The following is a 26629-nucleotide window of genomic DNA, read 5'->3' on the forward strand; positions in this document are numbered from 1 at the left end:
CCCGGGTTGACGGTTCTAGCGGCCGTGGCGCAGCGCCCGCCGCCACGCGGAGATGCCCACTTCGCCCTGTGCGGGCGCCTGGGGCAGGCTCTTGGCCCGCTTCTGGTCGCGCTGGTAGGCGTACACCACGCTGGCCAGCAGCGCCGCCTCGGTGAGCTGGGGATCTTCCGTCTTGCCGAGCAGCGCCTCGTGCTGGCGCGGCAGGAAGCCCGTGTCGTAGTCGCCCCCGGTGAACTCCGGGTGCGAGAGGATGGCGTGCAGGTAGCGCACGTTGGCGGTGATGCCCTTGACCACGTACTCGTCCAGCGCCCGCTTCGCCCGCTCGATCGCCTCGGCGCGCGTGGGGGCCCACACGGACAGCTTGGAGATCATGGGATCATAGAAGTTGGGCACGGTGTAGCCGGGGTACACGCCCGAGTCGTCGCGCAGGTAGGGCCCGCCGGGCACGCGCAGCTCGGTGATGCGGCCGGGGCTCGGCATGAAGTTGCGCCCCGGATCCTCCGCGTAGATGCGCACCTCGATGGCGTGGCCGTTGGGCGTGGGCGCCCGGGTGAGCGGGAGCTTCTCTCCCTCGGCGACCTTGATCTGCCAGGCCACCAGATCCAACCCCGTCACCCACTCCGTCACCGGGTGCTCCACCTGGAGCCGGGTGTTCATCTCCAGGAAGTAGAAGTTGCGGTGCACGTCGACGAGGAACTCCACCGTGCCCGCGCCCACGTAGCCCACCGCCTGGGCGGCCTTCACCGCCACCTCGCCCATCTTCGCGCGCAGCTCGGGCGAGAGGATGGGGCTGGGCGTCTCCTCCACCACCTTCTGGTGGCGGCGCTGCGCCGAGCACTCGCGCTCATTCAAGTGGATGGTGTTGCCATGCGCATCGGCGAACACCTGGATCTCCACGTGGTGGGGCTTCTCCAGGTACTTCTCGATGTAGACGGCGTCGTTGCCGAAGGCGTTGAGCGCCTCGCTCTTGGCGGCGCGCCACGAGGAGTCGAAGTCCTCGAGCCGGTCCACGCGGCGCATGCCCTTGCCGCCGCCACCACCCGCGGCCTTGAGCATGACGGGGAAGCCAATCTTCTCGGCGTAGGCGCGCGCCTCCTCGCTGCTGGCGAAGGGCTCGGTGCTGCCGGGCACCACGGGCACGCCCACCTTGATCATGTTCTGCCGGGCGCGCGTCTTCTCGCCCATGGCGTCCATGGCGCTGGCGGGAGGCCCGATGAAGGTGATGCCGGCCTTCTCGCACGCGCGCACGAAGGACGCGTTCTCCGAGAGGAAGCCGTAGCCGGGGTGGATGGCATCCGCGCCGGCCTGGCGGGCGGCCTCGAGGATGCGCTCCTGCACGAGGTAGCTCTCCCGCGAGGGCGGGGGACCCACGAGGAAGGCCTGGTCGGCGGTGCGCACATGGAGGGCGGAGCGATCCGCCTCGGAGTAGACGGCCACCGTGGCGATGCCGAGCTCCTTGCAGGTGCGCATCACCCGGACGGCGATCTCGCCGCGGTTGGCGACGAGGATTTTTCGAATCTTGGCCATGGGCGCCCCCTTTAGCACACGGGAGCGGCGCCCGGCCCTTTCGACGCGTGCTACTTGCGGTGGCTGAGGTACTGCTCCATCAGCCGGCGGGCCTCGACCAGCTTCGCCTCGACGAAGCGGTCATCCTCGTCCGGCTCCGGAGGCGGCGCGGGAGGCTGCTCACCCCGCCGGTTCGGCTTGCCCGGGGCGGCGGCGCCCTGTGGGGGCGCATCGTTGCCGAAGTCCACCGCCGCGGCGAGCAGGTTGCGCGCGGTCGCTCCTCCGTCGAGCAGGCGGCCGAGCACCGGCGCCTCCACGCCGAGCCACCGCGCCGTCTGACGCACCACGTCGATGTACTCGCCCTCGAGCGAGCGGGACGGGCGGCCGGGCTCGCTCAGGGAGGCGCGGCCGTAGCTGCCGGCCTTGTCGGTGTAGAGGCCCACGGCCTGGTCGCGGAAGTCGCGCGCCACGGCGCGCACCAGCGAGTCCAGGTGGTCCTCGGGGACGGCCTTGCCGCCGGAGGGCTGCAGCTTCACCTCGGCCACGCGCCAGCCCGCGTCGGTCATGGGCGCGGCGGCCTCCACCCAGCGCACGTCGGGCAGGGGGACATGCGCGGTCTCACACGCCCGGGACAGCGTCTGACGCAGGGCGGTGAGATTGCCTTCGATGTCGGCGAGGAAGAGGACCAGGCGGGGTTGAGACAAACGGGGGCTCCTTATTGAGTGCGCTCCTTGAAGCGCGAACGCACCCCCCAAAATTTCCCGGGGGATTCGCCCTGAATTTTCAGGAGATAGTCTTCGACTGCCTGCCTGCTTTCGCAAGCCGGGGAGCCCTCATTCAATCCGGCAGGCGTCGGCGAAGTCCAGACGGGGGTTGCGCGGGAAGAGCCTGGCCGGGTCGCCGTAGCCCAGGTTGAGCAGGAAGTTGCTCTTCCACTTGCCGTCCGGGAAGAACGTGGCGTCCACCTTGGCGTTGTCGAAGCCCGCCATGGGGCCGCAGTCCAGGCCCAGGCCCCGGGCCGCGAGGATGAGGTAGGCGCCCTGGAGGCTGCTGTTCATGTAGGCGGACTTCTCACGTGCCTCGGACGGCATTCCCAGGAACATGGGCTTCATGTCCCGGGCGGGGAACAGCTTGGGCATCTGCTCGTAGAACTCGGTGTCGTACGCGACGATGGCCGTCACCGGCGCGTTCATCGTCTTGTCCACGTTGCCGGCGGAGAGCGCGGGCTTGAGCTTCTCCTTGGCGGCCTGGCTCTTGACGAACACCAGTCGCAGGGGCTGCGCGTTGGCGGCCGTGGGGCCCATGCGCGCGAGCTCGTAGAGGCGCTTGAGGACGGTGTCCTCCACCGGGCGGTCGAGCCACGCGTTGTGGCTGCGCGCGTCGTTGAAGAGGGTGTTCAGGGAGGCATCATCGAGGGACGGGCGTGGGTTGGCCATGCGCCCCTCCCTAACGGCTCATCCGGTAGCACGCAAGCGCGGATGGATGCGGTGCGTCGTGGGGGGCCCCTGTGTGACGAGGCCCCCGGCGAGCCGCTCAGAGCGGGATGTTGCCGTGCTTGCGCGGAGGGTTCTCCTGGCGCTTGTTCTTGAGCATCTCCAGGGCGCGGATGACCTTGGCGCGCGTCTCCTCGGGGCGGATGACCTCGTCGATGTAGCCGAGCTCCGCCGCCTTGAAGGGATTGGCGAACTTCTCGCGGTAGTCGTTCACCAGCCGGGTGCGCTCGGCGTTGGCGTCCGGGGCGCGCTTGATCTCCTCGCGGAAGATGATGTTGACGGCGCCCTCGGGGCCCATGACGGCGATCTCCGCGGTGGGCCAGGCGTAGTTGATGTCCGCGCGGATGTGCTTGGAGGCCATGACGTCATAGGCCCCGCCGTACGCCTTGCGGGTGATGAGCGTCACCTTGGGCACGGTGGCCTCGGCGAAGGCGTAGAGCAGCTTGGCGCCGTGGGTGATGATGCCGCCCCACTCCTGGTCCGTCCCCGGCAGGAAGCCCGGCACGTCCACCAAGGTGACGAGCGGGATGTTGAAGCAGTCGCAGAAGCGCACGAAGCGCGCCGCCTTCACGCTCGCGTCGATGTCCAGGCAGCCCGCGAGCACCGCCGGCTGGTTGGCCACGAGCCCCACCGAGCGCCCGTTCATGCGCGCGAAGCCCACCACCATGTTCTTGGCGAAGTGCTCCTGCACCTCGAAGAAGTGCCGGTCGTCCACCACGGCGCGGAGGATCTCCTTCACGTCGTAGGGCTTGTTGGGGTTGCTCGGCACCACCGTCTTGAGGCTGTCCTCCGCGCGGAAGGGGTCGTCCTCGGTGGGCTGGGCCGGCGGATCCTGCTGGTTGTTGGAGGGCAGGTAGGAGAGCAGCTCGCGCGTCATGGCGATGGCGGCCTGCTCGTTCTCCGCGGCGAAGTGCGCCACGCCCGACTTCTGGTTGTGCGCGAGCGCGCCGCCCAGCTCCTCCTTCGTCACCTCCTGGTGCGTCACCGTCTTGATGACGTCCGGGCCGGTGATGAACATGTAGGAGGTGTCCTTCACCATGAGGATGAAGTCGGTGATGGCGGGCGAGTACACCGCGCCCCCCGCGCACGGACCCAGGATGAGGGAGATCTGCGGCACCACGCCCGAGGCGAGCGTGTTGCGCAGGAAGATGTCCGCGTAGCCCGCGAGGCTCTCCACGCCCTCCTGGATGCGCGCGCCGCCCGAGTCGTTCAGTCCGATGACGGGCGCGCCCACGCGCATGGCCATGTCCATGATCTTGCAGATCTTCTGGGCATAGGCGCCGGAGAGCGAGCCGCCGAAGACGGTGAAGTCCTGGGCGAAGACGAACACCTGCCGGCCCTCGACGGTGCCGTAGCCGGTGACGACGCCGTCGCCCGGGATCTTCTTGTCGCCCATGCCGAAGTCACTGCTGCGGTGGGTGACGAACTTGTCCATCTCCGTGAAGGAGCCGGGGTCGAGCAGCAGGTCGATGCGCTCGCGGGCCGTGAGCTTGCCGGCCTCGTGCTGTTTGGCGATGCGGTCGGCGCCGCCGCCCAGCTCCGCCTGCTTCTCCAACTGCCGCAGCCGGGCGCGAAGGGGATCCGTTTCCGAGGTTCCGTCCATAGGTCCGCGCATCTAGCACGATCAGGGCGTGGCGGGCAGCGTCCAGCGGCTGGAGAAGCGATGGCCTCCCCCCGGAAGGCTGTCGAGCCAACCCTCGATACCCTTGCTCCGGGCGAGCAGGGGGCCCAGCTCGAGCCCCACGGTGAAGATGCCGGCGAGGCGCTTGTCGCTGATCACGTCCATCAGGGACACCTGCTTGAGGCCGCTGGCCAACCGGGCCGGGTCCACGGTGAAGTCCACGGCGTGGGGCGGCTTCGCGCCTTGTGCGGGCACGACGGCGAGCAGGCTGGAGGCCACGGTCTCGTCGTTGCCCAGGGCGAGGTGCCGGCCCCGGGTGCGCAGGAAGACGGTGCCTCCCTTCACGTCCAGCGAATATCCATCCTCGAGCACCCGGGCGCCGGGGAACTTCGCGAGCGGGGCGAGCGCGCTCTTCACCGCGGCCGGGTCCGTCACCTCGGCGACGAGCGCTTGACGCGATGCGAAGAAGCGGCCGTCGGGGGTGCGCAGGTTGGGCCGTGGGCGCACCCCGTCCACCGCGATCAGCACGTGGCCCGTGAGCCGCCCGCTCACCGCGCGCGTGATGGAGGACAGCTCGGCCTGGGGACAGGCGGGGCAGATCTGCTGGAGGAGGGCGCGCACGTGGTCCATGGCGTCGGACACGCCGGCGGGGCCGAGGCGGGCGCGCGAGAAGAGCAGCCCGGTGGGCATCATGGTGCCGTAGGGGCTCGTGCCCGAGGACTGGAAGGCGGGCAGAGGCAGGTTCGTGCCCGTGCCCTCCACCTGGAGCGCCGTGGCGGAGCCGTCCAGGCCCATGGTGAGGCCGCGTTTGGGGATGGACACGTAGACGGTGCCGGGGAGCTTGACCATCCGGGCGTCGGCCTTGGGCGTCAGGCCCACCAGCCGCGAGGCCTCCTTGAACAGCACCTTGCCCTGGCCGTCGTCGACGAAGCCCCCGCCCACGCTCGCGAAGGCACACGCCTCCTTCCCCTTGAGGGCGTAGCCGATGTCGCCTCCGGAGTCGCGGGGAACGAGCACGGAGGTGATGCCCGCGCTGGTGGTGGGCTTCACCTCCGTCACCTTGGGGTTGGCGGTCTGGAGCATCGCGGCGGCCCGCTCCTGGAAGAGCTTGGGGTCGGCCAGGCGCGTGCAGGAGATGCGACCCGAGGACAGCAGGGACAGGGTGAGGGGGCTGGCGGGATCGATGCCCGCGCGGGTGAGGGTGTCGGGCTGGCGGGGATCGAGCGAGAGGAAGGGGTGGAGCTCGGCGAACCAGACATCGGGCCGCAGCATCGCGGCGGGCTCGCCCGCCCGTTCGAGGAAGGCGGTGAGGCCCTGGATCGCATCCATCCGGGGGATATGGACGAGGGTTTCCGTGGCGGTGGCGGCGCGGGGCGCGGGAGCGGCGGCGAGCGAGGCCGCGAGGACGAGGCAGAGCATGGCTTCAGGTGAGAACAAGGGGGGCGGTGCCCTGTCAAGGCGGGGGGCGGAGGGAGCGCGGGAACCTCTCCGCTTTTCCGGACGCGCGCTCCGGCACCTGCCTACCATGCCAATCATGACTCCATTTCGATCCTCGACGCTGAGCGCCGCGCTTGCCACCTCGGTGGCCCTGTTCACCGCGTGTGGTGGCGGCAACGACGACGGCAACCCCCGGTGGGTGGATGGAAACCCAGCACCAGCAGCGGTCGCGGCAGTGGCCGTGGCAGCGGGTGGAAGGGCCGCCTCGATTCCAATCGGAATCGAGAACGTCAACGACTCGCCGTTGAAAGCCGCGAACTATCGGACGCTGCTGCGCTTCGTGCCAACCAGCACCATCACCATCGACCGGTTCTACTTCGGCTTCAAGTTGCGCGGCGCGACTTGCTGGGACGCCAACAATGCGGGTTATGGCGCTGGAGACGGCGGGCTTCTTCGCGGGAGTCTCGTGCAGATCAACCCCACCACGGGGCTTCCGGCGAACGTGATCGCCACGGAAACCGTCAACGGCTGCACCCGTCACAATGAGGCCAAGGCGGAGTTCAATGACGCGATCCCGGTTCTCGCCTGGGTGAACACTCCCGCGACGCTCCAAGGCGGGACGATGTACGGATTGATTGTGAGCAATGCACACGCCAGCCCGGCGACCAACTTCTTCTCGTTCAACGCGCCGCTCGCCGACACCGCCCTGGCGGGCCCCCATGCTCGCAATGAGTTGAGCGCGACGGCGACTGGCGCCCTCCTGTCACTCGATCCACGCGAACATGTGGCCTGGTCCGAGGATAATGGCGGCACGTGGCGATATGGCTCCGCCAATGGCCAGTACCGTTCCTACATGAACGACCACGACACCGCGCATCCGGCAACGCGGTTGCCGCAATACGGTTTCCGGTTGTCGAACGGTACGAACCTGGGAGGGCAACCCTACTATGCCTACTTGACGGATTGCGTCGGCTGTACTGTCGCGTACGCGAACGCGCGTTATGCCCGTACCTTCACCGAACTCGGCGGATTCATCGCATCGGGTACGAACGTGGGCACCCTGACGATCAGGAACACGTCGACTGGCGCGCAGTCGAGCTGCACGCCCTCGCAAGGCTATGGTTTCCGCAAGTGCACGGTGCCCACCGCCGTGTCGGTTGCCGTGGGGCAGAGCTATACGGTGAGCTCCACCGGCTCCGTCGAAATCATGAAGATGGATTACTCTCAACGCCTGTTGTTTCCGCAGGTCGGCACCGCGAACGGCGAGTTTCGCGCATATCAACCGACCCCTGCATCTGGCACCAACGCGCGAGACGTACCCAGTCTCTGGGCGGGTCCGCTTTCGCCCTACTTCGACAACTGAGTGATGGCGCGCTCCGTGGAAATGCTGTCCGCGCGGCCTGTTCGCCGAGAGGTCGTGACACGCCAGACCATGCCTCCACCAATCGCGGCGAAGCCGGAGAACGGATTGAATTCCACGGAGCCTGGATTGAACCACCGGCCAGTTGGGTGCAAGGGACGGGGGGAGGGGGTGGCGCTCCTCGTGATGCTCGTGTTGCAGGCCGCGTGTGCGACGGGCGCGACGGGGCGGGGGTTGTTGGCGGCACCCGCGGCGCGTTCCTCCGCATCCGGCATGGAGCGGGAGGCCGTGTACGACGTGGACGTCATCGAGCCGGGGCGTGTGGCCACGTGTCCGGTGCCGCTCACGCGCGAGGATTTGCAGCGGGCCATCTCACGGCTCGTGCGCTCCATGCAACTGGAGGCGGGGCCGCGGGAGGAGGCACGGAGGCTGTTGGAACTGGGGCTGGAGGAGGAGTGGCTGGCGGAGGTGTACCGCGACCGGGTGCTCACCCTGGCGCCCCTGGGGGCGGAGGTGTCCCTGTCTCCCGAGGCCGAGGTGGCGCTGCGCGAGCGCTACCTGACGTGGTGCGGGAAGAGGGGAGGGGGAGACTGTCTGGGCTTGTTGGATGATGGGCCCTGGTTGCGCACGGATGACCGGCGCATCCTGGCGCTCGCGTTGGCGTTGGGCCCGGTGGTGGACGAAACACGTGAGGCGGTGGCGCGCGAACTCAATCCGAGGGCGGTGGTGGCGCTGGTGGTGTGGACGGTGGGGTTGTACCTGGCGCTGTGGGTGGTGCCGGAGCCGGTGACGAAGGGGCTGGCGGCGACGCTCACGGTGATTCTGGTGGGGTGGTTGGGGGTGGACACCGTCTGGGGGTTGATGGACGGGTGGGCGCGTATGGCCACGCGGGCCCACGAGGCGGGCAGCTTCGAGGAACTGCGCGAGGCGGGCGAGGAGTTCGCGCGTGTGCTGGGACGGGAGGCGGCGCGGGGACTGATTCTGGGAGTGGGGGCGGTGGCGGGAGGAGCGCTGGGGCAGGTGGCGAGCCGGGTGCGTGCGTTGCCGGGCTTCGTGCGGGCGGGGGTGCAGTGGGAGGCCCAGGCGGGTGGAGCGGGGGTGTTGGGACGGGCACGGGCGGAAGAGGCGGCGCGGGCCTTGGTCGAGGCAGTGGAGTCAGTGCACACGGTGGCGGTGAGTGCTGAAGGTGGGCTCACGCTGGTGATGCTCAAGAAGGGAGCGGGAGGAGGAGCTCCTGGACGTGGAGGGTCCACGGTCATCCGGCATCGGGGAGGCAACCAGCAGGTGTTGCTGGGCAATGGGCAGCGCTGGCACCTGCCACGGGGGAAGTGGCTCGGAGACGTCCCCGCGAAGGACCCCGTGGGAGATCAGCTCCAGGAAGCGGTGACGCAGGCGGCGAGGGAGTGGGGTCCCGACAAACTGAGTTTCGGTGAGCGGGATGCCATCGCCAAGGCGACGAAGCGAGGCAAGTACTGGTTGGCGCGCTTGCTGGAACGTGAGGCCAGGGGCCGCTTCGTGGAAGAACGGGTGTCCAATCAGTTCAAACGCCTCTACGACTTCAGCCGGAACAAAGGGGTCGACGTGATTGATCGAGCGACAGGCTACCAATACGAGATTCTCTCTGGGACCGAGTCGAATCTGGCACGGCATGGCAGACGGATGCCGGGAGAGTTCTTCCGGATGCTCACCTTCTAGGGGACGGCGGATGATTTTCAACAAGGTTTTCTATGAAGACAGGAGAATCGAAAACGAGCGTTTGGAATTGACGGATAAGGGTTCGCTCTACTTCCTGGGTTCCAAGCTGACGCTGAGCCATTGCACGCTCGTATTGAAGGTGCCCGCCAGGAACTTGTTCATCGAGGGAGTTCGTTTCATCGACTGCACCTTCGAGGTGAAACAGGAACTGAAGAACCATCAGCAGTGGGTGTATGCCTCCCTGAAGGGCTGCCGGTTCAAGGGAAACCTGTCGGGGTGTGACTTTGGCCACTGGCCCGACTACTCGACAGGGGCAGAGAACGGATCCATCGAGGACTGTGACTTCAGCGAGGCGCGCCTGGACGGCTGCCGTTTCATGGGCTGTGATCCTCGGACCTTGCGGTTCCCCAAGTGGCCATGTTTCACCATTTTGAACCCTATTCAAAATGCCAGCGAACTCCGCCGCGCGACCTGGCCCGGCAGCTTTGGTGAGGTCACCGTGCAGGGACTCGATCAGCAGCCGCGGTCCACGGCTGCCGTGACGTTGTTCGCTCCCGCCATGGCCAGGCGGCACGAGACCACCCCGGATGCACTCAGGGCCGTCATCGAGCAGTTCGACTGCATTGTCTACTGAAGGGGTGCTCGCTCGTGGGCCTCAGCGACGATCTCATCAGGCATTTATGGACGAGCGGAGCAGTGGCATTGGGAGTCTCGAGATGACGGATGTCCATGGAGGCGAGGCGCGGAGGTGGGCGCCCACGGGCTCAGGCTCGGGATGCATGAGGAAGGGGCAGATGGAGGGAGTGGCGCTCCTCGTGGTGCTCGTGCTGCAGGCCGCGTGTGCGACGGGCGCGACGGGGCGGGGGTTGTTGGCGGCACCCGCGGCGCGTTCCTCCGCATCCGGCATGGAGCGGGAGGCCGTGTACGACGTGGACGTCATCGAGCCGGGGCGTGTGGCCACGTGTCCGGTGCCGCTCACGCGCGAGGATTTGCAGCGGGCCATCTCACGGCTCGTGCGCTCCATGCAACTGGAGGCGGGGCCGCGGGAGGAGGCACGGAGGCTGTTGGAACTGGGGCTGGAGGAGGAGTGGCTGGCGGAGGTGTACCGCGACCGGGTGCTCACCCTGGCGCCCCTGGGGGCGGAGGTGTCCCTGTCTCCCGAGGCCGAGGTGGCGCTGCGCGAGCGCTACCTGACGTGGTGCGGGAAGAGGGGAGGGGGAGACTGTCTGGGCTTGTTGGATGATGGGCCCTGGTTGCGCACGGATGACCGGCGCATCCTGGCGCTCGCGTTGGCGTTGGGCCCGGTGGTGGACGAAACACGTGAGGCGGTGGCGCGCGAACTCAATCCGAGGGCGGTGGTGGCGCTGGTGGTGTGGACGGTGGGGTTGTACCTGGCGCTGTGGGTGGTGCCGGAGCCGGTGACGAAGGGGCTGGCGGCGACGCTCACGGTGATTCTGGTGGGGTGGTTGGGGGTGGACACCGTCTGGGGGTTGATGGACGGGTGGGCGCGTATGGCCACGCGGGCCCACGAGGCGAGCAGCTTCGAGGAACTGCGCGAGGCGGGCGAGGAGTTCGCGCGGGTGTTGGGGCGGGAGGCGGCGCGGGGGCTGATTCTGGGAGTGGGGGCGGTGGCGGGAGGAGCGCTGGGGCAGGTGGCGAGCCGGGTGCGTGCGTTGCCGGGCTTCGTGCAGGCGGGGGTGCAGTGGGAGGCCCAGGCGGGTGGAGCGGGGGTGTTGGGACGGGCACGGGCGGAAGAGGCGGCGCGAGCCCTGGTCGAGGCGGTGGAGTCGGTGCACACGGTGGCGGTGAGTGCTGAAGGTGGGCTCACGCTGGTGATGCTCAAGAAGGGGGCGGGAGGAGGGACTCCTGGACGTGGAGGGTCCACGGTCATCCGGCATCGGGGAGGCAACCAGCAGGTGTTGCTGGGCAATGGGCAGCGCTGGCACCTGCCACGGGGGAAGTGGCTCGGCGACATCCCCGCGAAGGATTCCGTGGGAGACCAGCTCCAGGAAGCGGTGACGCAGGCGGCGAGGGAGTGGGGTCCCGACAAACTGAGCTTCGGTGAGCGGGATGCCATCGCCAAGGCGACGAAGCGAGGCAAGTACTGGCTGGCGCGTTTGCTGGAACGTGAGGCCAGGGGCCGCTTCGTTCATCGCAGGGTCCAGGACCAGTTCGAGGGACTCCTTGAGTGGAGACCCAAGGGGGTCGACGTGATTGATCCTGCAACAGGCCACAAGTACGAGATTCTCTCCGGAACGGAGTCGAATCTCACGTTGCATGGCAGGCGCATGGCGGGCGAACTCTTCCGGATGCTTACCTTCTGAGAGGTCCAGCCATGACAGGGTTGAGGAATGTCATCTTCAGGGACAAGGAAATCAAAAATGAAAGATTGGAGCTGACGGATAAGGGCGCGCTTTATTTCCTCAGCTCCAACCTGACCTTGAAAGACTGCACCATTGTCCTGAAGGTGTCCGCCAGGAATCTGATCATCAAGGATGCCCGGTTCATCGACTGCACCTTCGAGGTGAAGCAGGAACTGAAGAACCATCAGCAGTGGGTGTATGCCTCCCTGAAGGGCTGCCGGTTCAAGGGAAGCCTTTCGGGGTGTGACTTTGGCCACTGGCCCGACTACTCGACAGGGGCGGAGAACGGAGCCATCGAGGACTGCGACTTCAGCGAGGCGCGCCTGGATGGTTGCCGCTTCATGGGCTGTGATCCTCGGACCTTGCGGTTCCCCAAGTGGCCATGTTTCACCATTTTGAACCCTATTCAAAATGCCAGCGAACTCCGTCGCGCGACATGGCCCGGCAGCTTTGGTGAGGTCACCGTGCAGGAACTCGATCGGCAGCCGCCGCCCACGGCTGCCGTGACGTTGTTCGCCCCCGCCATGGCCAGGCGGCACGAGACGACCCCGGATGCACTCAGGGCCGTCATCGAGCAGTTCGACTGCATCGTCTACTGAAGGGGTGCGTGCTCGTGGGCCTCAGCTCCGGGCGAAGGCCGCCGCCGCCTGGGCCTGGGCCTCCGTCGGCGTGACGCCGGTGTAGAGGATGAACTGCTCCAGCGCCTGGATCATGGCGACCTCGCCGCCAGAGATCAGCCGCTTGCCGAGCGCGCGGGCCCGCTTGAGGAACGGCGTCTCGATGGGCAGCGCGACGACGTCGAAGGCGATGTCACACGCGGCGATGAGGGACTCGGGGAAGGCGAGCGCCTCCTGGTCGGCGCCCGCCATGCCCAGGGGCGTGACATTCACCAGGAGTGGGGCTGGTTCGTCGGGAAGCTCGGCTCGCCAGCGGTAGCCATAGGTCCGGGCGAGCGCGGCGCCAGTGTCCTCGTTCCGGGCGATGAGCGTCCCGGCCCGCAGCCCGGCGTCCCGGAACGCGGCGGCCACCGCCTTCGCCATGCCGCCGCTGCCACGCAGCAGGAAGGGCGTGTCGGGATCGAGCCGGGCCTGTTCGATGAGCCTGCGCACCGCGACATAGTCGGTGTTGTACCCGGTGAGCCGGCCGCCATCGTTCACGAGGGTGTTGACCGAGTCGATGGCCCTGGCCGAGGCCTCCAGCCCGTCGAGCAGCGGAATCACCGCCTCCTTGAACGGCATGGAGATGGCGCAGCCGCGGATGCCGAGCGCGCGGATGCCGCCGATCGCCGCGGGTAGATCCTTCGTCGTGAAGGCCTTGTACACGTAGTCGAGGCCCAGCGCCTCGTAGAGGTGGTTGTGGAAGCGGGACCCGAAGTTGCCGGGCCTTCCCGCCAATGACATGCACAGCTGCGTATCGCGTCCGATGGGGGGTTTCATTCTCCGCGAGTGTAGGGCGGCTGTCCGGGGTGGTCAGCAACGGTGCGCCCATCCACACCGCGGGAGGTTCCATCCACGGCGTGGATGCGTCGGAGGTCGGCGCGGAGGGTGTTTCAGAGGAAGCAGTCCGTGGCAGGCGCCTTGCTCGAGGCGGGTGAAAACCCCCTTCAGGAACTGTCATGTCCCTTCCCGTGACCGGCCGTGCCGGTGCAACCGCTCCCTCCCTGGATGAAACCGCCGCGACCCAGGGCGCGGCGCCGCCGCTCCCGAACGCGCCGGGAGCCAGGATCCTGGCCGCGCCAGCGCGCAACACCCTCTCCCAGGCTCCCGCTGCTTCGCCGGGCGCCAACTCGCCGCGCGAGGTGCCTCCGGGACGGATGGATTACTACCGCCGGAGGGAGGAGGACTTCCGCGCGCGCAACCCGGGCATGCAGCCGCCTCCGTATTACCTGCAATACGGCGACAAGTACGTTCGGGCCTTCGCCGCGCTGGGGCCCGAGCAGTTGTCTCTCGCCGGCCTCGAGTGGCGCGACAAGACGTTGAAGTTGCTTCAGGTGGAGATGGAAAAGGCGCGCGTCGCGGGCGGCTCTGATTTCGCCGAACTCGAACGCCATCCGGAGGACTTCCGGAAGTTCGCCTACAAGACCCACGTGACTGCCTATCTGGAAGCGGGGCTTCTCTCCCTGTCCACGCAGGATTTGACGACCATCCTCACCACGCCGGACCTCCAGGATCTGCTCAACAAGGATGGGCTGGAGCAGATCCTCGAGGTCCTTGACCGGGTGGGGTCCAAGGACGTGGCGACCATCGTCAACGCGACATCGACCCAGGTCCGGCAGGAGCTTCAGGACCAGGCCGATCGGATGGATCGCGAGGTGAAGTCATTCATGTACCAGCGCTGGTGGGATGGAGGGATGCACTGACCATGATGCGCCATCTGATGAAGGTGCTGCTGGTCCTCCTGTTCTCGCCCTGTCTGCTCTGTCTGGGAGGAGGTGCCTATCTCTGGGGCCGCCACACGCTGCGCGAGGGGTGGGGTATCGGCATGGGCAACAGCAGGTGGATGCCCGTGGAGCCGGAGGAGCCCGGGTGGAGGCTCCATGATGAGTTCTTCGTGGGTGACCACTCCGCGTTCATCACCCGGCATTGGGATGCCGGTTCGAGTGCGCTCTGGCGGGTGAGTCGCCATGGGATGTGCCTGGTGTCGTTCTTCGACGGGATCGTGTTGGATCTGAGCAGCGCCGAGGGTGTCTGGTTCGGGGTGCTCTCCAAACCTGTGGAGGGGGGCGGGAGCGACGAGCGCATCCACCAGATCATCCGCTCTGTCGACGAGGGGGACTCCTGGGAGGAGCGAGGGGTGCTTCCCCAGTGGGGGGAGCTGCTCGCCGTGTCACCGCGGGAGGTCTGGGCGCTGTCGAGCTGGATGCTGGTGGTCAGCACGGATGGGGGACGGACGTTCTCCAACGTGGCGCTCGCCGGCAAACCGGATTTCATCCGGGATCGGCTCGTACCGGGTCCGAATGGGACCGTCTGGCTCCTGGGTCCCAGCGGGCTCTTCCGGTTGTCGGACCAGGGTCGGACCTGGACGTACGAGCCCATGCCGGAGGTCGAGTTGCAGGCGGGGGATGGAGGTGTGCTGGCCGGCCGGGTGGGTGCGTGGCTGGCCATCCGCCGCGATGCGCCGGGGGAGGAGTGGAGGCCCATCACGGACCAGCCCCACTCCGTTCATGACCTCGCCGTGTCGGGAGACACCGTGCGCGTGCTCACCTATGCCCGTGATCCGTTCAAGGACGGGGGAAACTACTGGTACCACCACAGCGAGGATGGCGGACGCACCTGGGAGCATGTGAACACCGGGCTGCTCGACGCCACCATTCACGGGCTGGAGTGGGGCGCGGGAGCCGAGATCAGGGGCCGTATCTTCGGCCACCTCCCCGGGGGGATGTTCACTCAGCGGTGAGGTAGTCGATCAGCTGGGCCTCGTCGGTCGTGATCAACCGCTCGATGCCATCCTGTCGGGCATAGCGCTGCACCTGCATCTGACCGATCACCGTCTGCACCAGCACGCCCACCTTGCGAAAGCCCTCGAGCCACCGGGGCGTGAGGCTGTTCATGGTGGTCTCGAAGGCGGGATCATTGCGGCCAGGGGCGGCCCGGAGATCCGCCAGGAGGGCGTAGCGCGCGCGCCCCTGCTCATCCAGGGTGTCGCACAGCTCGTCCATGACATCCTCGAGTTCCTGGAGTGAGGCGTAGGGGAGCTCCGTGCGCTCGGTGAGCAGGATTCCCAGGAAATCGTCGGCCCGGACGATGAAGTGGGGGGTGCGCAGGACGTGCCTTGCGCCAGGCAGCAGGCTCGCTCTCGGAGGAGGCACGTGAGAGGGGACGGGGGCCATCACTGAGGATCTCATCATGGGCGGAGGCCGGGAGGTGGAGCCGGGCCACCCTAGGCATGGGGAGGCGGACGAGGGAAGTCCCGTGGGGAGGGAGGGCCTCGGGGACGTGCACTCCCCGACGGCTCGTCCGGTCCACCTTCCAAGAATGCTGCCAACGCGGAGCGGGAGTCTTACCCTTGCGGGCCATGAACGCCTCTGTCGCCGAGAATCCGCTGCTTCAGACCGAAGGATTTCCCCAGTTCGACCGTATCCGCCCCGAGCACGTGGAGCCCGCGCTCCGCGAGCTGCTCCAGCGCATGAACGCGCAGCTGGACGAGCTCGAGCGCGAGGTCCAGCCCACCTGGGCGGGCACGGTGGAGCGTCTGTCCGCCATCACCGAGCCGCTGGGCCTGGCCTGGGGCATGGTCAACCACCTGATGGGGGTGCAGAACAGCCCGGAGCTGCGCCAGGCGCACGCCGCCGTCGAGGGCGACGTGGTGGAGAGCTTCATGCGCATCGGGCAGAGTGTGCCCCTGTACCGGGCCTACAAGGCGCTGCGCGAGGGCGGTGAGTGGAAGTCACTCGAGGAGGCCCAGCACCGCATCATCGAGGCGGCCCTGCGCGACGCGGAGCTGTCCGGCGTGGGGCTGGAGGGCGAGGCGCGTGAGCGCTTCCAGGCCATCGAGCGGGAGCTGGCCGAGCTGTCCACCCGCTTCTCCAACAACGTCATCGACTCCACCAAGTCCTGGTCCATGACGCTCACCCGGCGCGAGGAGGTGGAGGGGCTGCCGCCCAGCGCGCTCGCCATGGCCGCCCAGGCCGCCCGGCAGGGTCTGGAGCCCGGAGCCCCCGAGCCCACCGCGGAGCAGGGTCCGTGGCGCATCACCCTGGATGCCCCCAGCTTCCAGCCCTTCATGGAGCACTCGCGCCGCGGGGAGCTGCGCGAGAAGGTCTACCGCGCCTACATCACCCGGGCCGCCTCGGGCGAGGTGGACAACCAGCCCCTCATCGAGCGCATCCTCGCCCTGCGCCAGGAGAAGTCCCGCCTGCTCGGCTACGGCTCGTTCGCCGAGGTGAGCCTGGCGGCGAAGATGGCGCCCGGAGTGCCGGCGGTGGAGCAGTTGCTCGGGGAGCTGCGCGGGGCGGCCCGCTCGCGCGCCCAGGGCGAGCTCACCGAGCTGACGGAGTTCGCCCGTCGCAAGACGGGGGATGCCTCGTTCGAGCTGAAGCTGTGGGACTCGGCCTTCTGGGCCGAGCGCCTGCGCGAGGAGCGCTACGCCTATACCGACGAGGAGCTGCGCCCGTACTTCGCGCTGCCGCGCGTGCTGGAGGGCCTGTTCGACACCGCCCACCGGCTCTTCGGCGTCACCGTGCGCGCCGCCGATGGCGAGGTGCCCGTGTGGCACGAGAGCGTGCGCTTCTTCCGCGTGGCGGACGAGTCGGGTCAGGACATCGCCGCCTTCTATCTGGACCCCTACAGCCGTCCGGCCACCAAGCGGGGCGGAGCGTGGATGAACAGCGCGCTGGACAGGAAGCGCCTGCCCCAGGGTGGACTGCGTCTGCCGGTGGCCTACCTCGTCTGCAACGCCACGCCGCCGGTGGGCGGCAAGCCCGCGCTCTTGACCTTCCGCGAGGTGGAGACGCTCTTCCACGAGTTCGGTCACGGCCTGCAGCACATGCTCACGCGCGTGGACTTCCCCGAGGCCGCCGGCATCAACAACGTGGAGTGGGACGCGGTGGAGCTGCCCAGCCAGTTCATGGAGAACTGGTGCTTCCACGAGGAGACGCTCTCGCGGCTCGCGCGCCACGTGGACACCGGGGAGATGCTGCCCAAGGCGTTGCAGGACAAGATCCGCGCCGGGCGCATCTACCGCGCCGCCTCCATGACGCTGCGCCAGGTGTACTTCGCCACGCTCGACCTGGAGCTGCACCACCGCTACCAGCCGGGAGGCACGGACAAGGTGCTCGACATCCAGCGGCGCGTGGCCCGGGAGAACACGGTGCTGGCTCCGCTGCCGGAGGATCGCTTCCTCTGCTCCTTCACCCACATCTTCGCGGGCGGCTACGCGGCGGGCTACTACAGCTACAAGTGGGCCGAGGTGCTCTCCGCGGATGCCTTCGCCGCCTTCGAGGAGGTGGGGCTGTCGGACGCGCGCGCGGTGGAGAAGACCGGCCGGCGCTTCCGGGACACGGTGCTCGCGCTGGGCGGCAGCCGTCACCCGCTGGTGGTGTTCGAGTCCTTCCGGGGCCGCGCCCCCAGCACCCAGCCCCTGCTCAAGCAGACGGGCCTGCTGGAGACGCAGGAGACGCGCGTGTAGCGCGCCGGGGTCAGGGCTCGTCCTGGGGGAGGAGCCCCGTCTCCCGCAGACGCCGGGCCGTCCAGGCCTCGGCGCCGGCCAGGTCCGCGAAGGTGGCCAGCGGCGGGTGGAACCGGACGAAGTGCATGATGGCGCTGAGCGACAACTGCATGAGGGGCGTGGTGAGGATGACGGCCGTGCCCTGCACGCACGCGAGCAGGGCGCGCTCGTGCTTCTCGAACCACTCCACCTGGCGCCATCGCTGGTCGAGTGGCACCACTCCCACCCGGGAGAGATCCACGAGCATCACGAAGCGCTCGCCGCGCAGCAGGTAGCCCGCGAACGTGTCCAGGCACGCCACGTGCTCTGACATGGAGAGGGTGCCGGGCAGCCGCAGGACGAGCAGCGGCCAGCGCGATTCATCGAAGAGGGTCGAATCCGGCGGCGATCCGTCGCGGGATCCCGGTAAGGGGGAGTCCGGGTCCATGGGGGGAGCCATTCTGACAGGCCCGTGGAAACGTGCTATGGCGCGCGAGTCCGGAGGGCTGGTGGATTCGCGTCGAACCGAGGGTTTTCTCTATCTGGCGGGCTTTGGCGCCTCGATTCCACTCTCCAACTGGATGATCGGCCACGTGGGGGTGGTGTGCTCGGACGCGGGGCCGTGCCTGCTGCCCGTGGGGCCGGGGCTGCTGGCTCCCAGCGGCGTGCTCGTGGTGGGCCTGGCCTTCGTGTTGAGGGACCTGGTGCAGCGCCGGCTGGGCAAGGGCTGGACGCTCGCGGCGATCGCCCTGGGCGCGCTGCTCTCGGGGGTGCTCGCGCCGTCGGCGCTGGTGGTGGCCTCGAGCGCGGCCTTCGCCGTGTCGGAGCTCGCCGACTTCGCTGTCTACACGCCCCTGCAGCGGCGCGGTCTGGTGCTGGCCGTGCTCGCCAGCAGCGCCGTGGGGCTCGTCGTGGACAGCGTCCTCTTCCTGAAGCTCGCCTTCGGGGGGCTCGACTTCCTGGCGGGGCAGGTGGTGGGCAAGGCGTGGATGGTGCTGCTGTCGCTGCCCCTCGTGTCCTGGTTGCGGCGTCGCGACGAGCGGCTCGGGTTCGAGCCCGCCTGAGCCACGAGGCCGCGCGCTCCCGGAGCAGTCCGGAAATCTCCTGGCGGCGCGTCCGCATCTTTCCACCGCGGGTGCGTCGTGTTCACCGCCGATACCTACCGGGGGCGGAGTTTCGAGGTGGCGTGGGAGCCGTGCTCTACATTGACGCTCCATGTCCACCCTATTGAAGCCAGAGCCCCGGGTCGCCGACCCCGCGCCGGCGACGCGAGGCGATGCGGTTCGTCCCTCCTCGCCGCCCCTGGCGGCCCATCTGGTGCGCGTCACGCTTCCCGAGCAGGGGGATGAGCTCAACGGCAAGGCGCTGTGTGAGCAGCTGCGTCGCTTCCTGAAGGCTCACCCCGGCCCCTGCTGCTTCTTCCTGGAGGGGACGGGCATGGTGAACGCGCGCATCGGCTTCGCCAACGCCTTCAAGGAGCTGGATCGCGAGTGGGGCGCGCGCATGGAAGTGGTGTGCGCCATTCCCCAGCCCATCCCGAGGATGATGGCCTACACGGTGGCGACCATGGCCCAGGCGTCCTGGCACATCTTCCGCACGCGCGTGGAGGCCGAGCTGCACCTGCAGCTGCGCGGCTACCTCGCCGCGGAGGGCGGTCCCTCCCCGCGGGGGCCGGTGCACGTGAGCCTGCACGCCCTGTCCTGACGTCCCCGTTCTCCCCCCGGGACTACCCCTGGGGTCGGAGCGCACCCGCCAGGAGGCGACGAAGCTCAAGGGCCGGCGCTCCCGGACTGTTCTTCCTCGAAACATCCGGGCTCCGACACCCGATGTCCCGTTCTGGCTGACTTCCTGTGTTTCCGTCTTTCGGCTAGCTTCGAATCATCCGCTCCGAGGGGAGCCGGAGGCGCGGCGCATGATGCCGGGGGGGACGAGGACATGCCGAGTTTGATGGCCTTGCGGCGACAGGCCTGGGGGGACGTGCAGTCGAAGCTGCGTGACCTGCCGCGTCGGGTGAAGCCACTGCGCCACCTGTTGGCGGACGAGTCGGAACTGGCCAGCCCTGGTTCGCGGTACATGCCCCTGGTGGACACGGCGCGGGTGGACGCGTACCGCAACGCCATCGAGCGCTACGTGCAGCCGGAGCACGTGGTGGTGGACGTGGGCACGGGCAACGGACTGCGCGCCATGCTCGCGGCCCGGTGTGGGCCGCGCAGGCTGTACGCGGTGGATACCTCGGGTGAACTGGACACGGCGCAGTGGGTGGCTTGTCGCAATGGCTTCACGGACATCGAGTTCGTGCGCGCCGACATCTCGCGCTTCCAGCCGCCGGAGCGGGTGGACGTGTTGCTGCACGAGCTGGTGGGCGATGGCGTGTTCGACGCGGGGCTGATTCCCCGGCTGCTCGACGCGCGGGACCGGCTGCTCGCGCCCGGGGGCCGCATCCTGCCCCACCGCTTCGACATCTTCTTCGAGCCGGTGCAGTTGCGCGAGGAGGCGCGCGTGCCCTTCCTGTGGGATCAGCGCCTGCCGGACGTGGACTTCAGCTGCCTGCAGATCCTCCGCGACACCTTGAATCCCACGTACTTCACCCGGCTCATCCGTCCCCAGGACGTGGAGCGCTCGCTGTGTGAGGCGAGGCCCGCCTTCACGCTGGACCTGGAGACGCTGCGCTCGGGCGCGCTGCCGCGGCGCCTGGAGCTGGCGAGGCCCGTGGTGCACGGGGGCCGCATGGACGGCCTGTGCCTCTACTACCGGGCGCACTTCGATGACACGCTGTCCTATGACACCGTCCCCGAGCGCCCCCGCGCGTGTGCTCCGGTGATGTTGCTGCGCACGGACAGCCGCGACTTTGCCCGCTACGAGACGATCCGCGTGGAGATGTCGTTGCCGGACCTGGCGGACATCACCACATGGCGGTGGAACTTCTCGTGAGGGTAGCCGCCTGCGTGTCCCGTGCCTCGTCGCGCTCCTGTTGTTGGTGACCTCGTCGGCGGGGGCTCAGGCTCCCGCGGTGACCCGGGGGGCGGGCACCCCGCGCTCCCTGGCGGGCCGGTGTGGCTCGGCCAACTGGGTGTGCGTGGCGCAGTGCATCGACGTGACGTGCGTGGACCGGTGCCTGGCCCAGGGGTGTGAGAAGGCGCTGGACGCGCTGGCGGACTGTGCCGCCCGGAGCGGCTGTGGCGCGGATGATTCGGACTGCGTGGAGCGGGTGTGCGGCAAGCAGTGTGATCGCACCTTCGAGCCTGCTCCCCCCAGCCCCGAGAAGGAGACCCCGGACCCGTGCGCGGACGGCTCGGTGGGCTCGGGCGCGGTGCCCAAGGGGATGGTGGGCACCTGGAACCTGGAAGCGGCGAGCGTGCGCCCCGAGGAGAAGGCCAGGGTGGTGGGCCAGGACGAGCCCCAGGACGTCAAGCCGCGCCCGGACTTCGAGCGCACCCTGGTGGTGACACCCAACGGCTGCTTCCTGTTGCGCACGAAGCTGGAGAACGCCACGCTGGGCAGGGGCAGTGAGTTGGAGGTGCGCTCCTGGGGCGCCTTCGTGGTGAACGAGAAGGAGGACACGGTGGAGCTGCGCACGAAGTCCGGCCAGGCGGTGGGCATGGTGTGCGGCAAGCCCCGCGTCGTCGGCCTGTCCAAGGGCAGGTTCCAGCGGCCCCTCTACGATTACGAGCTGGAGGGCGACGTGCTCGGGGTCACCGCGCGGACGACCTCCAAGCAGACATTCCAGTTCCGCCGGCAGGCGGAAGAGAAGGCGAAATAAGCGCATGGCCGAGCGGATGAGCCCTGTCGACGCGGCGTGGCTCCAGATGGAGGAGCCCACCAGTCTCATGGTCATCACGGCGGTGCTGTGGTTCGACGGTCCATTGGACTTCGAGCGGCTGGTGCGCCGGGTGGAGGAGCGGCTCGTGGCGCGCCATCCGCGCTTCCACCAGCGCGCGGTGACGCGGGGCCTGTGGAGCACGCCGCACTGGGAGGAGGTGCCCGCCTTCCGGCTGGAGGATCACCTGCGGCGCACGCGGCTGCCGCCTCCCGGGGGGCGCGACGCGCTGGAGCGGCTCGTGGGGGAGTCCATGGGCACGCCCCTGGAGCCCTCGCGGCCCCTGTGGGAGCTGCATCTCTTCGAGGGGTATGAGGAGGGCTGCGCGCTGCTGGCGCGCGTGCACCACTGCATCGCGGATGGGATTTCCCTGGGGCGGGTGCTGCTCGCCCTGACGGACGCGAGCGCCGAGGAGGGTCCGGAGCGGGAGGACGCCTTCGAGGAGCCAGAGACCCCGCCGAGCACCTGGACGCGGCTGTGGCGGGGCGCCCGGAAGGTGGCGGACACGACCCAGGCGGCGCTGAAGCGGGGCGGGGAGTTGTGGGCCGAGCCCATCCAGCTCATGGACCTGGCGGTGGAAGGGGCCCGGGGGGCCTCGGCCCTCAGCCGGCTGCTGTCGCTGGTGCCGGATCCCCCCTCGCCCTTCACGGGCCGGCTCGGTCCGGTCAAGCGCGTGGCGTGGTCGCGGCCGGTGCCCGTGGAGCAGGTGCGCGCCATCGGCCATGGCACGGGCAGCACGGTGAATGACGTGATGATGGCGGTGGTGGCGGGCACGCTGCGTCGCTACATGCACACCCGCGGCGCGGAGCCGAGGGACCTGCGCGCCGTGGTGCCGGTGAACCTGCGCTCGCTCCATGAGCCCCTGCCGCGCACGCTGGGCAATCGCTTCGGCATGGTGTTCCTGCCGCTGCCGCTCACGTTGGAAGAGCCGGTGGATCGGCTGTGGGAGCTCAAGCGGCGCATGGACACCCTCAAGCGCTCGCCCGAGGCATCGGTGGTGTTCGGCATGTTGACGGCGGCGGGTCTGGCGCCCGCGCCGGTGGAGCGGGCCGCGGTGGAGGTGATGCGGCGCAAGTCCTCGCTGGTGCTCACCCACGTGCCGGGGCCCCGCAGGCCGGTGTACCTGGCGGGAGCGCGGCTGTCGGGCATGGCCTTCTGGGTGCCCATGGCGGGACGGCTGGGCCTGGGACTGAGCCTCTTCCGCTACGCGGGCCACGTGACGCTCGGCGTGGCCGTGGACGCGGGCCTGGTCCCGGAGCCCCGGGTGCTCATCGAGGACTTCGAGGCGGAGCTCGAGGCGCTCGCCCAGGCGGTGCGCGAGGCCGCGCGCGCGACGTCCTCCTCCTGAGCGTCTCGGGACTACCGGCCCTTGCGCTTGCCGCCCTGCCGTCCCCGCGTCTGCAGCGGGGTGTCGTACTCGGGGCGGGCCGCCTCCTGGAAGAGCTTGTGGAAGGCCTCCAGCCGCTCCGGGGCGAGCCGCCCCTCGCGCACGGCCTGCCGCACGGCGCAGCCCGGCTCGCGCTCGTGCCGACAGTCGCTGAAGCGGCAGTGGGCGGCCTGCTCCTGGATGTCCACGAAGGCGTCGCGCAGGCCCTCCTCGCTCTCCAATACCCCGAGCTCGCGCATGCCCGGCGTGTCGATGACGAGGCCCCCGCTGGCGAGCACGAACAGCTCGCGGTGGGTGGTGGTATGGCGGCCCTTGTCGTCCTCGCTCACCTCGCGCACCTCCTGGCGCGCCGAGCCCAGCAGGCGGTTGATGAGGGTGGACTTGCCCACGCCGGACGAGCCGATGAGCGCCACCGTCCGGCCCGGGCCGAGGTAGGGCGCGAGCGCCTCCAGGCCCTCGCCGGTGACGGCGCTCACGGTGTGCACGGGCACGTCCTGGGCGAACTGGACGATGCGCTCGCGCTCCGCGGTGGCGTTCGCGCTCAGGTCCGCCTTGGTGAGCACGATGATGGGCTGGGCGCCGCTGTCCCAGGCCACCGTGAGGTAGCGCTCGAGCCGGCGCGGGTTGAGATCCTTGGTGAGCGCGGAGACGAGGAAGACGCCGTCCACGTTGGCGGCCACCACCTGCTCCTCGGTGGTGCGGCCCGCGGCCTTGCGCGCCAGCTGCGTGCGGCGTGGCAGCACCGCCTGGATGACGGTGGTGCCCTCCTGGGAGCGCGGCTCGTAGGAGACCCAGTCACCCACCACCGGGCGGGCCGAGTCCCCCTTGCGGATGGCCATGCGCAGCTTGCCGGGAAGCGTGGCGCGCAGCTCGCCGCCCGCCGTGCCGAGCACGTACTCCACGCCATGGTCGGCGGTGATGCGCGCGGGTTGCTCGCTGGTGCTCGCGCGAGCCCTCCACGCGTCGACGAAGGGGGGGCCCCACCCCAGCTTCTCCAAGGCCCGCTCATCCATGCTGCTGGCTCATGCGTTCTCCATGACGGGCGGGACTACACCAGCCCGTACTCCTCGAGCTTGTTGTACAAGGTGCGCCGGCTGATGCCGAGCAGTCGCGCGGCGAGGGTGCGGTTGTCCCCCGCGCGCTGGAGCGCGTCCACCAGGGCCTGCCGCTCCATGCCCTTGCGCTGGGACTCCAGGGTGCGCCCCTCTCCCGCGGGGAACGACGCCGGGGCGGAGCCCGGGAGTCCTGGCGGCGGGCTCGGGACGGGCGGGGGCGCGGCCATGGGGGCGATGCCCGGCTGGCGATCCAGCTCCCGGAGCACCTCCTCCCCGGAGAGCAGGGGGCCGTCGGAGAGCACCACGAGGCGCTCGATGAAGTTCTGCAACTGGCGCACGTTGCCCGGCCAGGGCTGGGCGCGCAGCACGGCGAGTCCCTCGGGCGTGAGGACGAAGGGCGGGCGGCCGTTGGCCCGGGCATGCACCTCGAGGAAGTGCCGCACGAGCGGCTCGATGTCCTCGGGCCGGGCACGCAGGGGGGGCAGCCACACGGGCACCACGTTGAGCCGGTAGAAGAGGTCCTCGCGGAACACCCCCTCGCGCACGAGCGCCTCCAGGTCGCGGTGCGTGGCGGCCACGAAGCGCACGTCCACCTTGATCGTCTGCGTGCCCCCGAGCCGCTCGAACTCGCGCTCCTGCAACAGGCGCAAGAGCTTCACCTGCACCTGGGGGGTGATGTCGCCGATTTCATCGAGGAAGAGGGTGCCGCCGTGGGCCAGCTCCACGCGGCCGGGCTTGCGCGTGGCGGCGCCCGTGAAGGCACCCTTCTCGTAGCCGAACAGCTCGCTCTCCAGGAGCGTGTCCGGCAGGGCCGCGCAGTGCAGCTTCACGAAGGGGCCACCGCGCCGGGGGCTCGCGTCGTGCACGGCCTTGGCGGCCAGCTCCTTGCCGGTGCCGGACTCTCCGCGCAGGAGCACCGTGGCGGTGCCCGTGGCGGCGCGGCCGAGCAGCGCCTGCACGCTGGCCATGGCGGTGCTCTGGCCCACGAAGCCGCCGGACTCCTTGCCCAGGGGACGCGTGGCCTCCTGGTGCTGCTGCGCGCGCAGGAGCGCCTTGCGGATGCTGAAGAGGATCTCCTCGCGATCGAAGGGCTTGAGGGCGAAGTCGGCGGCGCCCGCCTTCATGGCCTCCACGGCGAGCGGCACGGTGCCGTGCGCGGTGAGCAGGATGACGGGCACGTCGGGCCAGCCGCGTTGCACCTCGGCGAGCAGCTCCAGGCCGCCCATGCCCGGCATGCGCACGTCGCTCACGACGACGTCGATGGGCTTGCGGCCGAGCAGGGCGAGTGCCTCGTCCCCGCGCGCGGCCGTTTGCACGGTGAGCCCCGCCTGGACGAGCAGCGCGCCGAGCACCTTGGCCACGGCGGGATCGTCATCCACCAGCAGCACGCTTCCCTTGAGCGACTCGGCCACGCGGCTCCATCTCCTGGTATGGGGAGAGGGGCCGCGTTCCCCGGTGTGGCTCGCGCGCGCCCCCCCTCGGGATGCTACCGCGCCCCGGGAGACTCGGGCAGTGCCTGCCTCGGGGCGGAGCCCGCCCGCTGGGAGCGCTTCGGCTCAGCCCTCCGTCGACAGCCGCGGATAGTCGATGTACCCCTGCGGGCCCGCCGAGTAGAAGGTCTGCTTGTCCGGCGCATTGAGCGGCGCGTTCGCGCGGAAGCGCTCCGGCAGGTCCGGGTTGGCGAGGAAGAGCGCGCCGAAGACGACCGCGTCCGCCTCGCCGTTCTTCAGCACGGCCTCCGCGCTCTGCTGGGTGAGGCTGCCGCCGCGCAGGTACGTGCCCTGGAAGAGCGCGCGGAACGTGGTGTGGTAGGAGTCGAACTGGGGGCCGAACGTGGCCACGTGCAGGTAGGCGGGCTTCAACGGCGCGAGCTGCTCGACGAGGTAGCGGTAGGTCTCCCGGGGGTTGGCGTCCTTGATGTCGTTGAAGCCCATCTCCGGGGAGATCTTGATGCCCACCCGGTCGCTTCCCACCTCGTCCACCAGGGCGGCGAGGGTCTCGAGGATGAAGCGAGCGCGGTTCTCGAGCGAGCCGCCGTAGGCGTCCGTGCGGGTGTTGGTGTTGCTCGAGAGGAACTGCTCGGGCAGGTAGCCCGAGGCGGCGTGCAGCTCCACGCCATCGAAGCCGGCCTCCAGGGCGCGGCGCGCCGCGCGGCGGTACTCCCCAATCACCTCGGGGATTTCCTCGAGCCGCAGGGCGCGCGGCTGGACGAAGGACTGAGGTCCCGTGGAGGTGTAGCTCTGGCCCGCGGGGGTGATGGCCGAGGGCGCTACCGGGGTGGCTCCGCCGGGCAGCATGCTCGGGTGGGAGATGCGGCCGCTGTGCATGATCTGCATGAAGATGCGTCCGCCCTGCGCGTGAACGGCCTCGGTCACCTGCTTCCAGGCCGCCACCTGTGCGTCGGTCTCGATGCCCGGGGTGCGCACGTAGCCCTTGCCCATCGCGGAGGGAAAGACGCCCTCGGTGATGATGAGCCCCGCGCCCGCGCGCTGGCGGTAGTAGGTCGGGACGAGATCGGTGAGGACACCGGTCTGGTCATCCGAGCGCGAGCGGGTCATCGGCGCCATGACCATGCGGTTGTTGAGCGTGTAGCGGCCGAGCGAGACGGAAGAGAAGAGCGTGGACATGAGGGACCTCGGAGGGGTGGGCGGCGAGGGCCGCCGGCGTGGGACCAACAGCGAGTCACCGTGACGAGGACAGAAGTAACCCCTTCCCAGGTCTGGGCTGTAGAGCCTGATTTGGAATGCATCG

The 26629-nt window shown here is 69.2% G+C and carries 24 protein-coding genes; 13 read left to right on the top strand and 11 right to left on the bottom strand.

Features of this window, described 5'->3' with window-relative positions:
- Nucleotides 1-15: 15 nt before the first annotated feature.
- The 5 genes from accC to CYFUS_RS07400 all read right to left on the bottom strand — a co-directional run bounded on the left by accC (nucleotide 16) and on the right by CYFUS_RS07400 (nucleotide 6039).
- The gene (accC, locus tag CYFUS_RS07380) at nucleotides 16-1527 is read right to left on the bottom strand and encodes an acetyl-CoA carboxylase biotin carboxylase subunit (protein WP_095984596.1); all 1512 of its coding nucleotides are present in this window, start codon (nucleotides 1525-1527) and stop codon (nucleotides 16-18) included.
- A 50-nt stretch (nucleotides 1528-1577) separates the two neighbouring features.
- On the bottom strand, nucleotides 1578-2210 hold the full coding sequence (locus CYFUS_RS07385; RefSeq protein WP_095984597.1) for a hypothetical protein: 633 nt from the start codon (nucleotides 2208-2210) through the stop codon (nucleotides 1578-1580).
- A 129-nt stretch (nucleotides 2211-2339) separates the two neighbouring features.
- A complete protein-coding gene (locus tag CYFUS_RS07390; RefSeq protein WP_095984598.1) occupies nucleotides 2340-2942 on the bottom strand; it encodes a malonic semialdehyde reductase in 603 nt (200 codons plus the stop codon).
- Between the two features lie 97 nt (nucleotides 2943-3039).
- Nucleotides 3040-4602 (bottom strand): acyl-CoA carboxylase subunit beta, encoded by a 1563-nt coding sequence (locus CYFUS_RS07395; protein WP_095984599.1) that lies wholly within the window; start codon nucleotides 4600-4602, stop codon nucleotides 3040-3042.
- A 21-nt stretch (nucleotides 4603-4623) separates the two neighbouring features.
- A complete protein-coding gene (locus CYFUS_RS07400; RefSeq protein ID WP_095984600.1) occupies nucleotides 4624-6039 on the bottom strand; it encodes a hypothetical protein in 1416 nt (471 codons plus the stop codon).
- A gap of 115 nt (nucleotides 6040-6154) precedes the next feature.
- On the opposite strand from CYFUS_RS07400, the gene CYFUS_RS07405 reads away from it, so the two are divergent.
- From CYFUS_RS07405 to CYFUS_RS07425, 5 genes are all read left to right on the top strand, one after another.
- A complete protein-coding gene (locus CYFUS_RS07405; protein ID WP_232537419.1) occupies nucleotides 6155-7420 on the top strand; it encodes a hypothetical protein in 1266 nt (421 codons plus the stop codon).
- Nucleotides 7421-7588: 168 nt separating this feature from the next.
- The gene (locus tag CYFUS_RS52405; protein ID WP_232537916.1) at nucleotides 7589-9112 is read left to right on the top strand and encodes a hypothetical protein; all 1524 of its coding nucleotides are present in this window, start codon (nucleotides 7589-7591) and stop codon (nucleotides 9110-9112) included.
- Between the two features lie 10 nt (nucleotides 9113-9122).
- On the top strand, nucleotides 9123-9746 hold the full coding sequence (locus CYFUS_RS07415) for a pentapeptide repeat-containing protein (protein WP_095984602.1): 624 nt from the start codon (nucleotides 9123-9125) through the stop codon (nucleotides 9744-9746).
- A 145-nt stretch (nucleotides 9747-9891) separates the two neighbouring features.
- The gene (locus CYFUS_RS52410; RefSeq protein WP_232537420.1) at nucleotides 9892-11436 is read left to right on the top strand and encodes a hypothetical protein; all 1545 of its coding nucleotides are present in this window, start codon (nucleotides 9892-9894) and stop codon (nucleotides 11434-11436) included.
- 11 nt (nucleotides 11437-11447) lie between these two features.
- Entirely contained in the window at nucleotides 11448-12074 is a 627-nt protein-coding gene (locus tag CYFUS_RS07425) for a pentapeptide repeat-containing protein (protein ID WP_095984603.1), read from the top strand.
- A gap of 21 nt (nucleotides 12075-12095) precedes the next feature.
- Here CYFUS_RS07425 and CYFUS_RS07430 read toward each other — a convergent pair whose 3' ends face one another.
- A complete protein-coding gene (locus tag CYFUS_RS07430) occupies nucleotides 12096-12911 on the bottom strand; it encodes a shikimate 5-dehydrogenase (protein WP_095984604.1) in 816 nt (271 codons plus the stop codon).
- 179 nt (nucleotides 12912-13090) lie between these two features.
- Here CYFUS_RS07430 and CYFUS_RS07435 point away from each other — a divergent pair, with 179 nt between their 5' ends.
- Together CYFUS_RS07435 and CYFUS_RS07440 are read left to right on the top strand one after the other, a co-directional pair.
- Nucleotides 13091-13834, top strand: a complete 744-nt coding sequence (locus CYFUS_RS07435; RefSeq protein WP_095984605.1) for a hypothetical protein — start codon at nucleotides 13091-13093, stop codon at nucleotides 13832-13834.
- A gap of 2 nt (nucleotides 13835-13836) precedes the next feature.
- Nucleotides 13837-14871 (top strand): hypothetical protein, encoded by a 1035-nt coding sequence (locus tag CYFUS_RS07440; RefSeq protein WP_095984606.1) that lies wholly within the window; start codon nucleotides 13837-13839, stop codon nucleotides 14869-14871.
- Here the strand turns inward: CYFUS_RS07440 and CYFUS_RS07445 are convergent.
- Nucleotides 14858-15304 (bottom strand): hypothetical protein, encoded by a 447-nt coding sequence (locus tag CYFUS_RS07445; RefSeq protein WP_095984607.1) that lies wholly within the window; start codon nucleotides 15302-15304, stop codon nucleotides 14858-14860. The two genes, CYFUS_RS07440 and CYFUS_RS07445, sit on opposite strands and share 14 nt — an antisense overlap.
- A gap of 185 nt (nucleotides 15305-15489) precedes the next feature.
- Between CYFUS_RS07445 and CYFUS_RS07450 the strand changes: the two genes are divergently transcribed.
- On the top strand, nucleotides 15490-17601 hold the full coding sequence (locus CYFUS_RS07450) for a M3 family metallopeptidase (protein WP_095984608.1): 2112 nt from the start codon (nucleotides 15490-15492) through the stop codon (nucleotides 17599-17601).
- Between the two features lie 10 nt (nucleotides 17602-17611).
- On the opposite strand, the gene CYFUS_RS07455 is transcribed toward CYFUS_RS07450, so the two are convergent.
- Nucleotides 17612-18067, bottom strand: a complete 456-nt coding sequence (locus tag CYFUS_RS07455) for a hypothetical protein (protein WP_095984609.1) — start codon at nucleotides 18065-18067, stop codon at nucleotides 17612-17614.
- 61 nt (nucleotides 18068-18128) lie between these two features.
- On the opposite strand from CYFUS_RS07455, the gene CYFUS_RS07460 reads away from it, so the two are divergent.
- The 5 genes from CYFUS_RS07460 (at nucleotide 18129) to CYFUS_RS07480 (ending at nucleotide 22784) form a co-directional block, all read left to right on the top strand.
- Nucleotides 18129-18683 (top strand): VUT family protein, encoded by a 555-nt coding sequence (locus CYFUS_RS07460; RefSeq protein ID WP_232537421.1) that lies wholly within the window; start codon nucleotides 18129-18131, stop codon nucleotides 18681-18683.
- Between the two features lie 151 nt (nucleotides 18684-18834).
- Nucleotides 18835-19323: a hypothetical protein gene (locus tag CYFUS_RS07465; protein ID WP_157758298.1), complete on the top strand. Its 489-nt coding sequence runs from the start codon at nucleotides 18835-18837 to the stop codon at nucleotides 19321-19323.
- Nucleotides 19324-19566: 243 nt separating this feature from the next.
- Nucleotides 19567-20550, top strand: coding sequence for a methyltransferase domain-containing protein (locus CYFUS_RS07470; RefSeq protein WP_198316491.1), 984 nt, complete (start codon nucleotides 19567-19569; stop codon nucleotides 20548-20550).
- A 46-nt stretch (nucleotides 20551-20596) separates the two neighbouring features.
- Nucleotides 20597-21379: a hypothetical protein gene (locus tag CYFUS_RS07475; protein ID WP_095991858.1), complete on the top strand. Its 783-nt coding sequence runs from the start codon at nucleotides 20597-20599 to the stop codon at nucleotides 21377-21379.
- Between the two features lie 4 nt (nucleotides 21380-21383).
- Nucleotides 21384-22784 (top strand): WS/DGAT/MGAT family O-acyltransferase, encoded by a 1401-nt coding sequence (locus tag CYFUS_RS07480; RefSeq protein ID WP_095984613.1) that lies wholly within the window; start codon nucleotides 21384-21386, stop codon nucleotides 22782-22784.
- A gap of 11 nt (nucleotides 22785-22795) precedes the next feature.
- On the opposite strand, the gene rsgA is transcribed toward CYFUS_RS07480, so the two are convergent.
- The 3 genes from rsgA to CYFUS_RS07495 form a co-directional block, all read right to left on the bottom strand.
- Nucleotides 22796-23836: a ribosome small subunit-dependent GTPase A gene (rsgA, locus tag CYFUS_RS07485; RefSeq protein ID WP_198316492.1), complete on the bottom strand. Its 1041-nt coding sequence runs from the start codon at nucleotides 23834-23836 to the stop codon at nucleotides 22796-22798.
- A 35-nt stretch (nucleotides 23837-23871) separates the two neighbouring features.
- Entirely contained in the window at nucleotides 23872-25290 is a 1419-nt protein-coding gene (locus CYFUS_RS07490) for a sigma-54-dependent transcriptional regulator (protein WP_198316493.1), read from the bottom strand.
- Nucleotides 25291-25434: 144 nt separating this feature from the next.
- On the bottom strand, nucleotides 25435-26505 hold the full coding sequence (locus CYFUS_RS07495) for an alkene reductase (protein ID WP_095984614.1): 1071 nt from the start codon (nucleotides 26503-26505) through the stop codon (nucleotides 25435-25437).
- Between the last annotated feature and the right edge of the window lie 124 nt (nucleotides 26506-26629).

The organism is Cystobacter fuscus (assembly GCF_002305875.1).
Classification (GTDB): domain Bacteria; phylum Myxococcota; class Myxococcia; order Myxococcales; family Myxococcaceae; genus Cystobacter; species Cystobacter fuscus_A.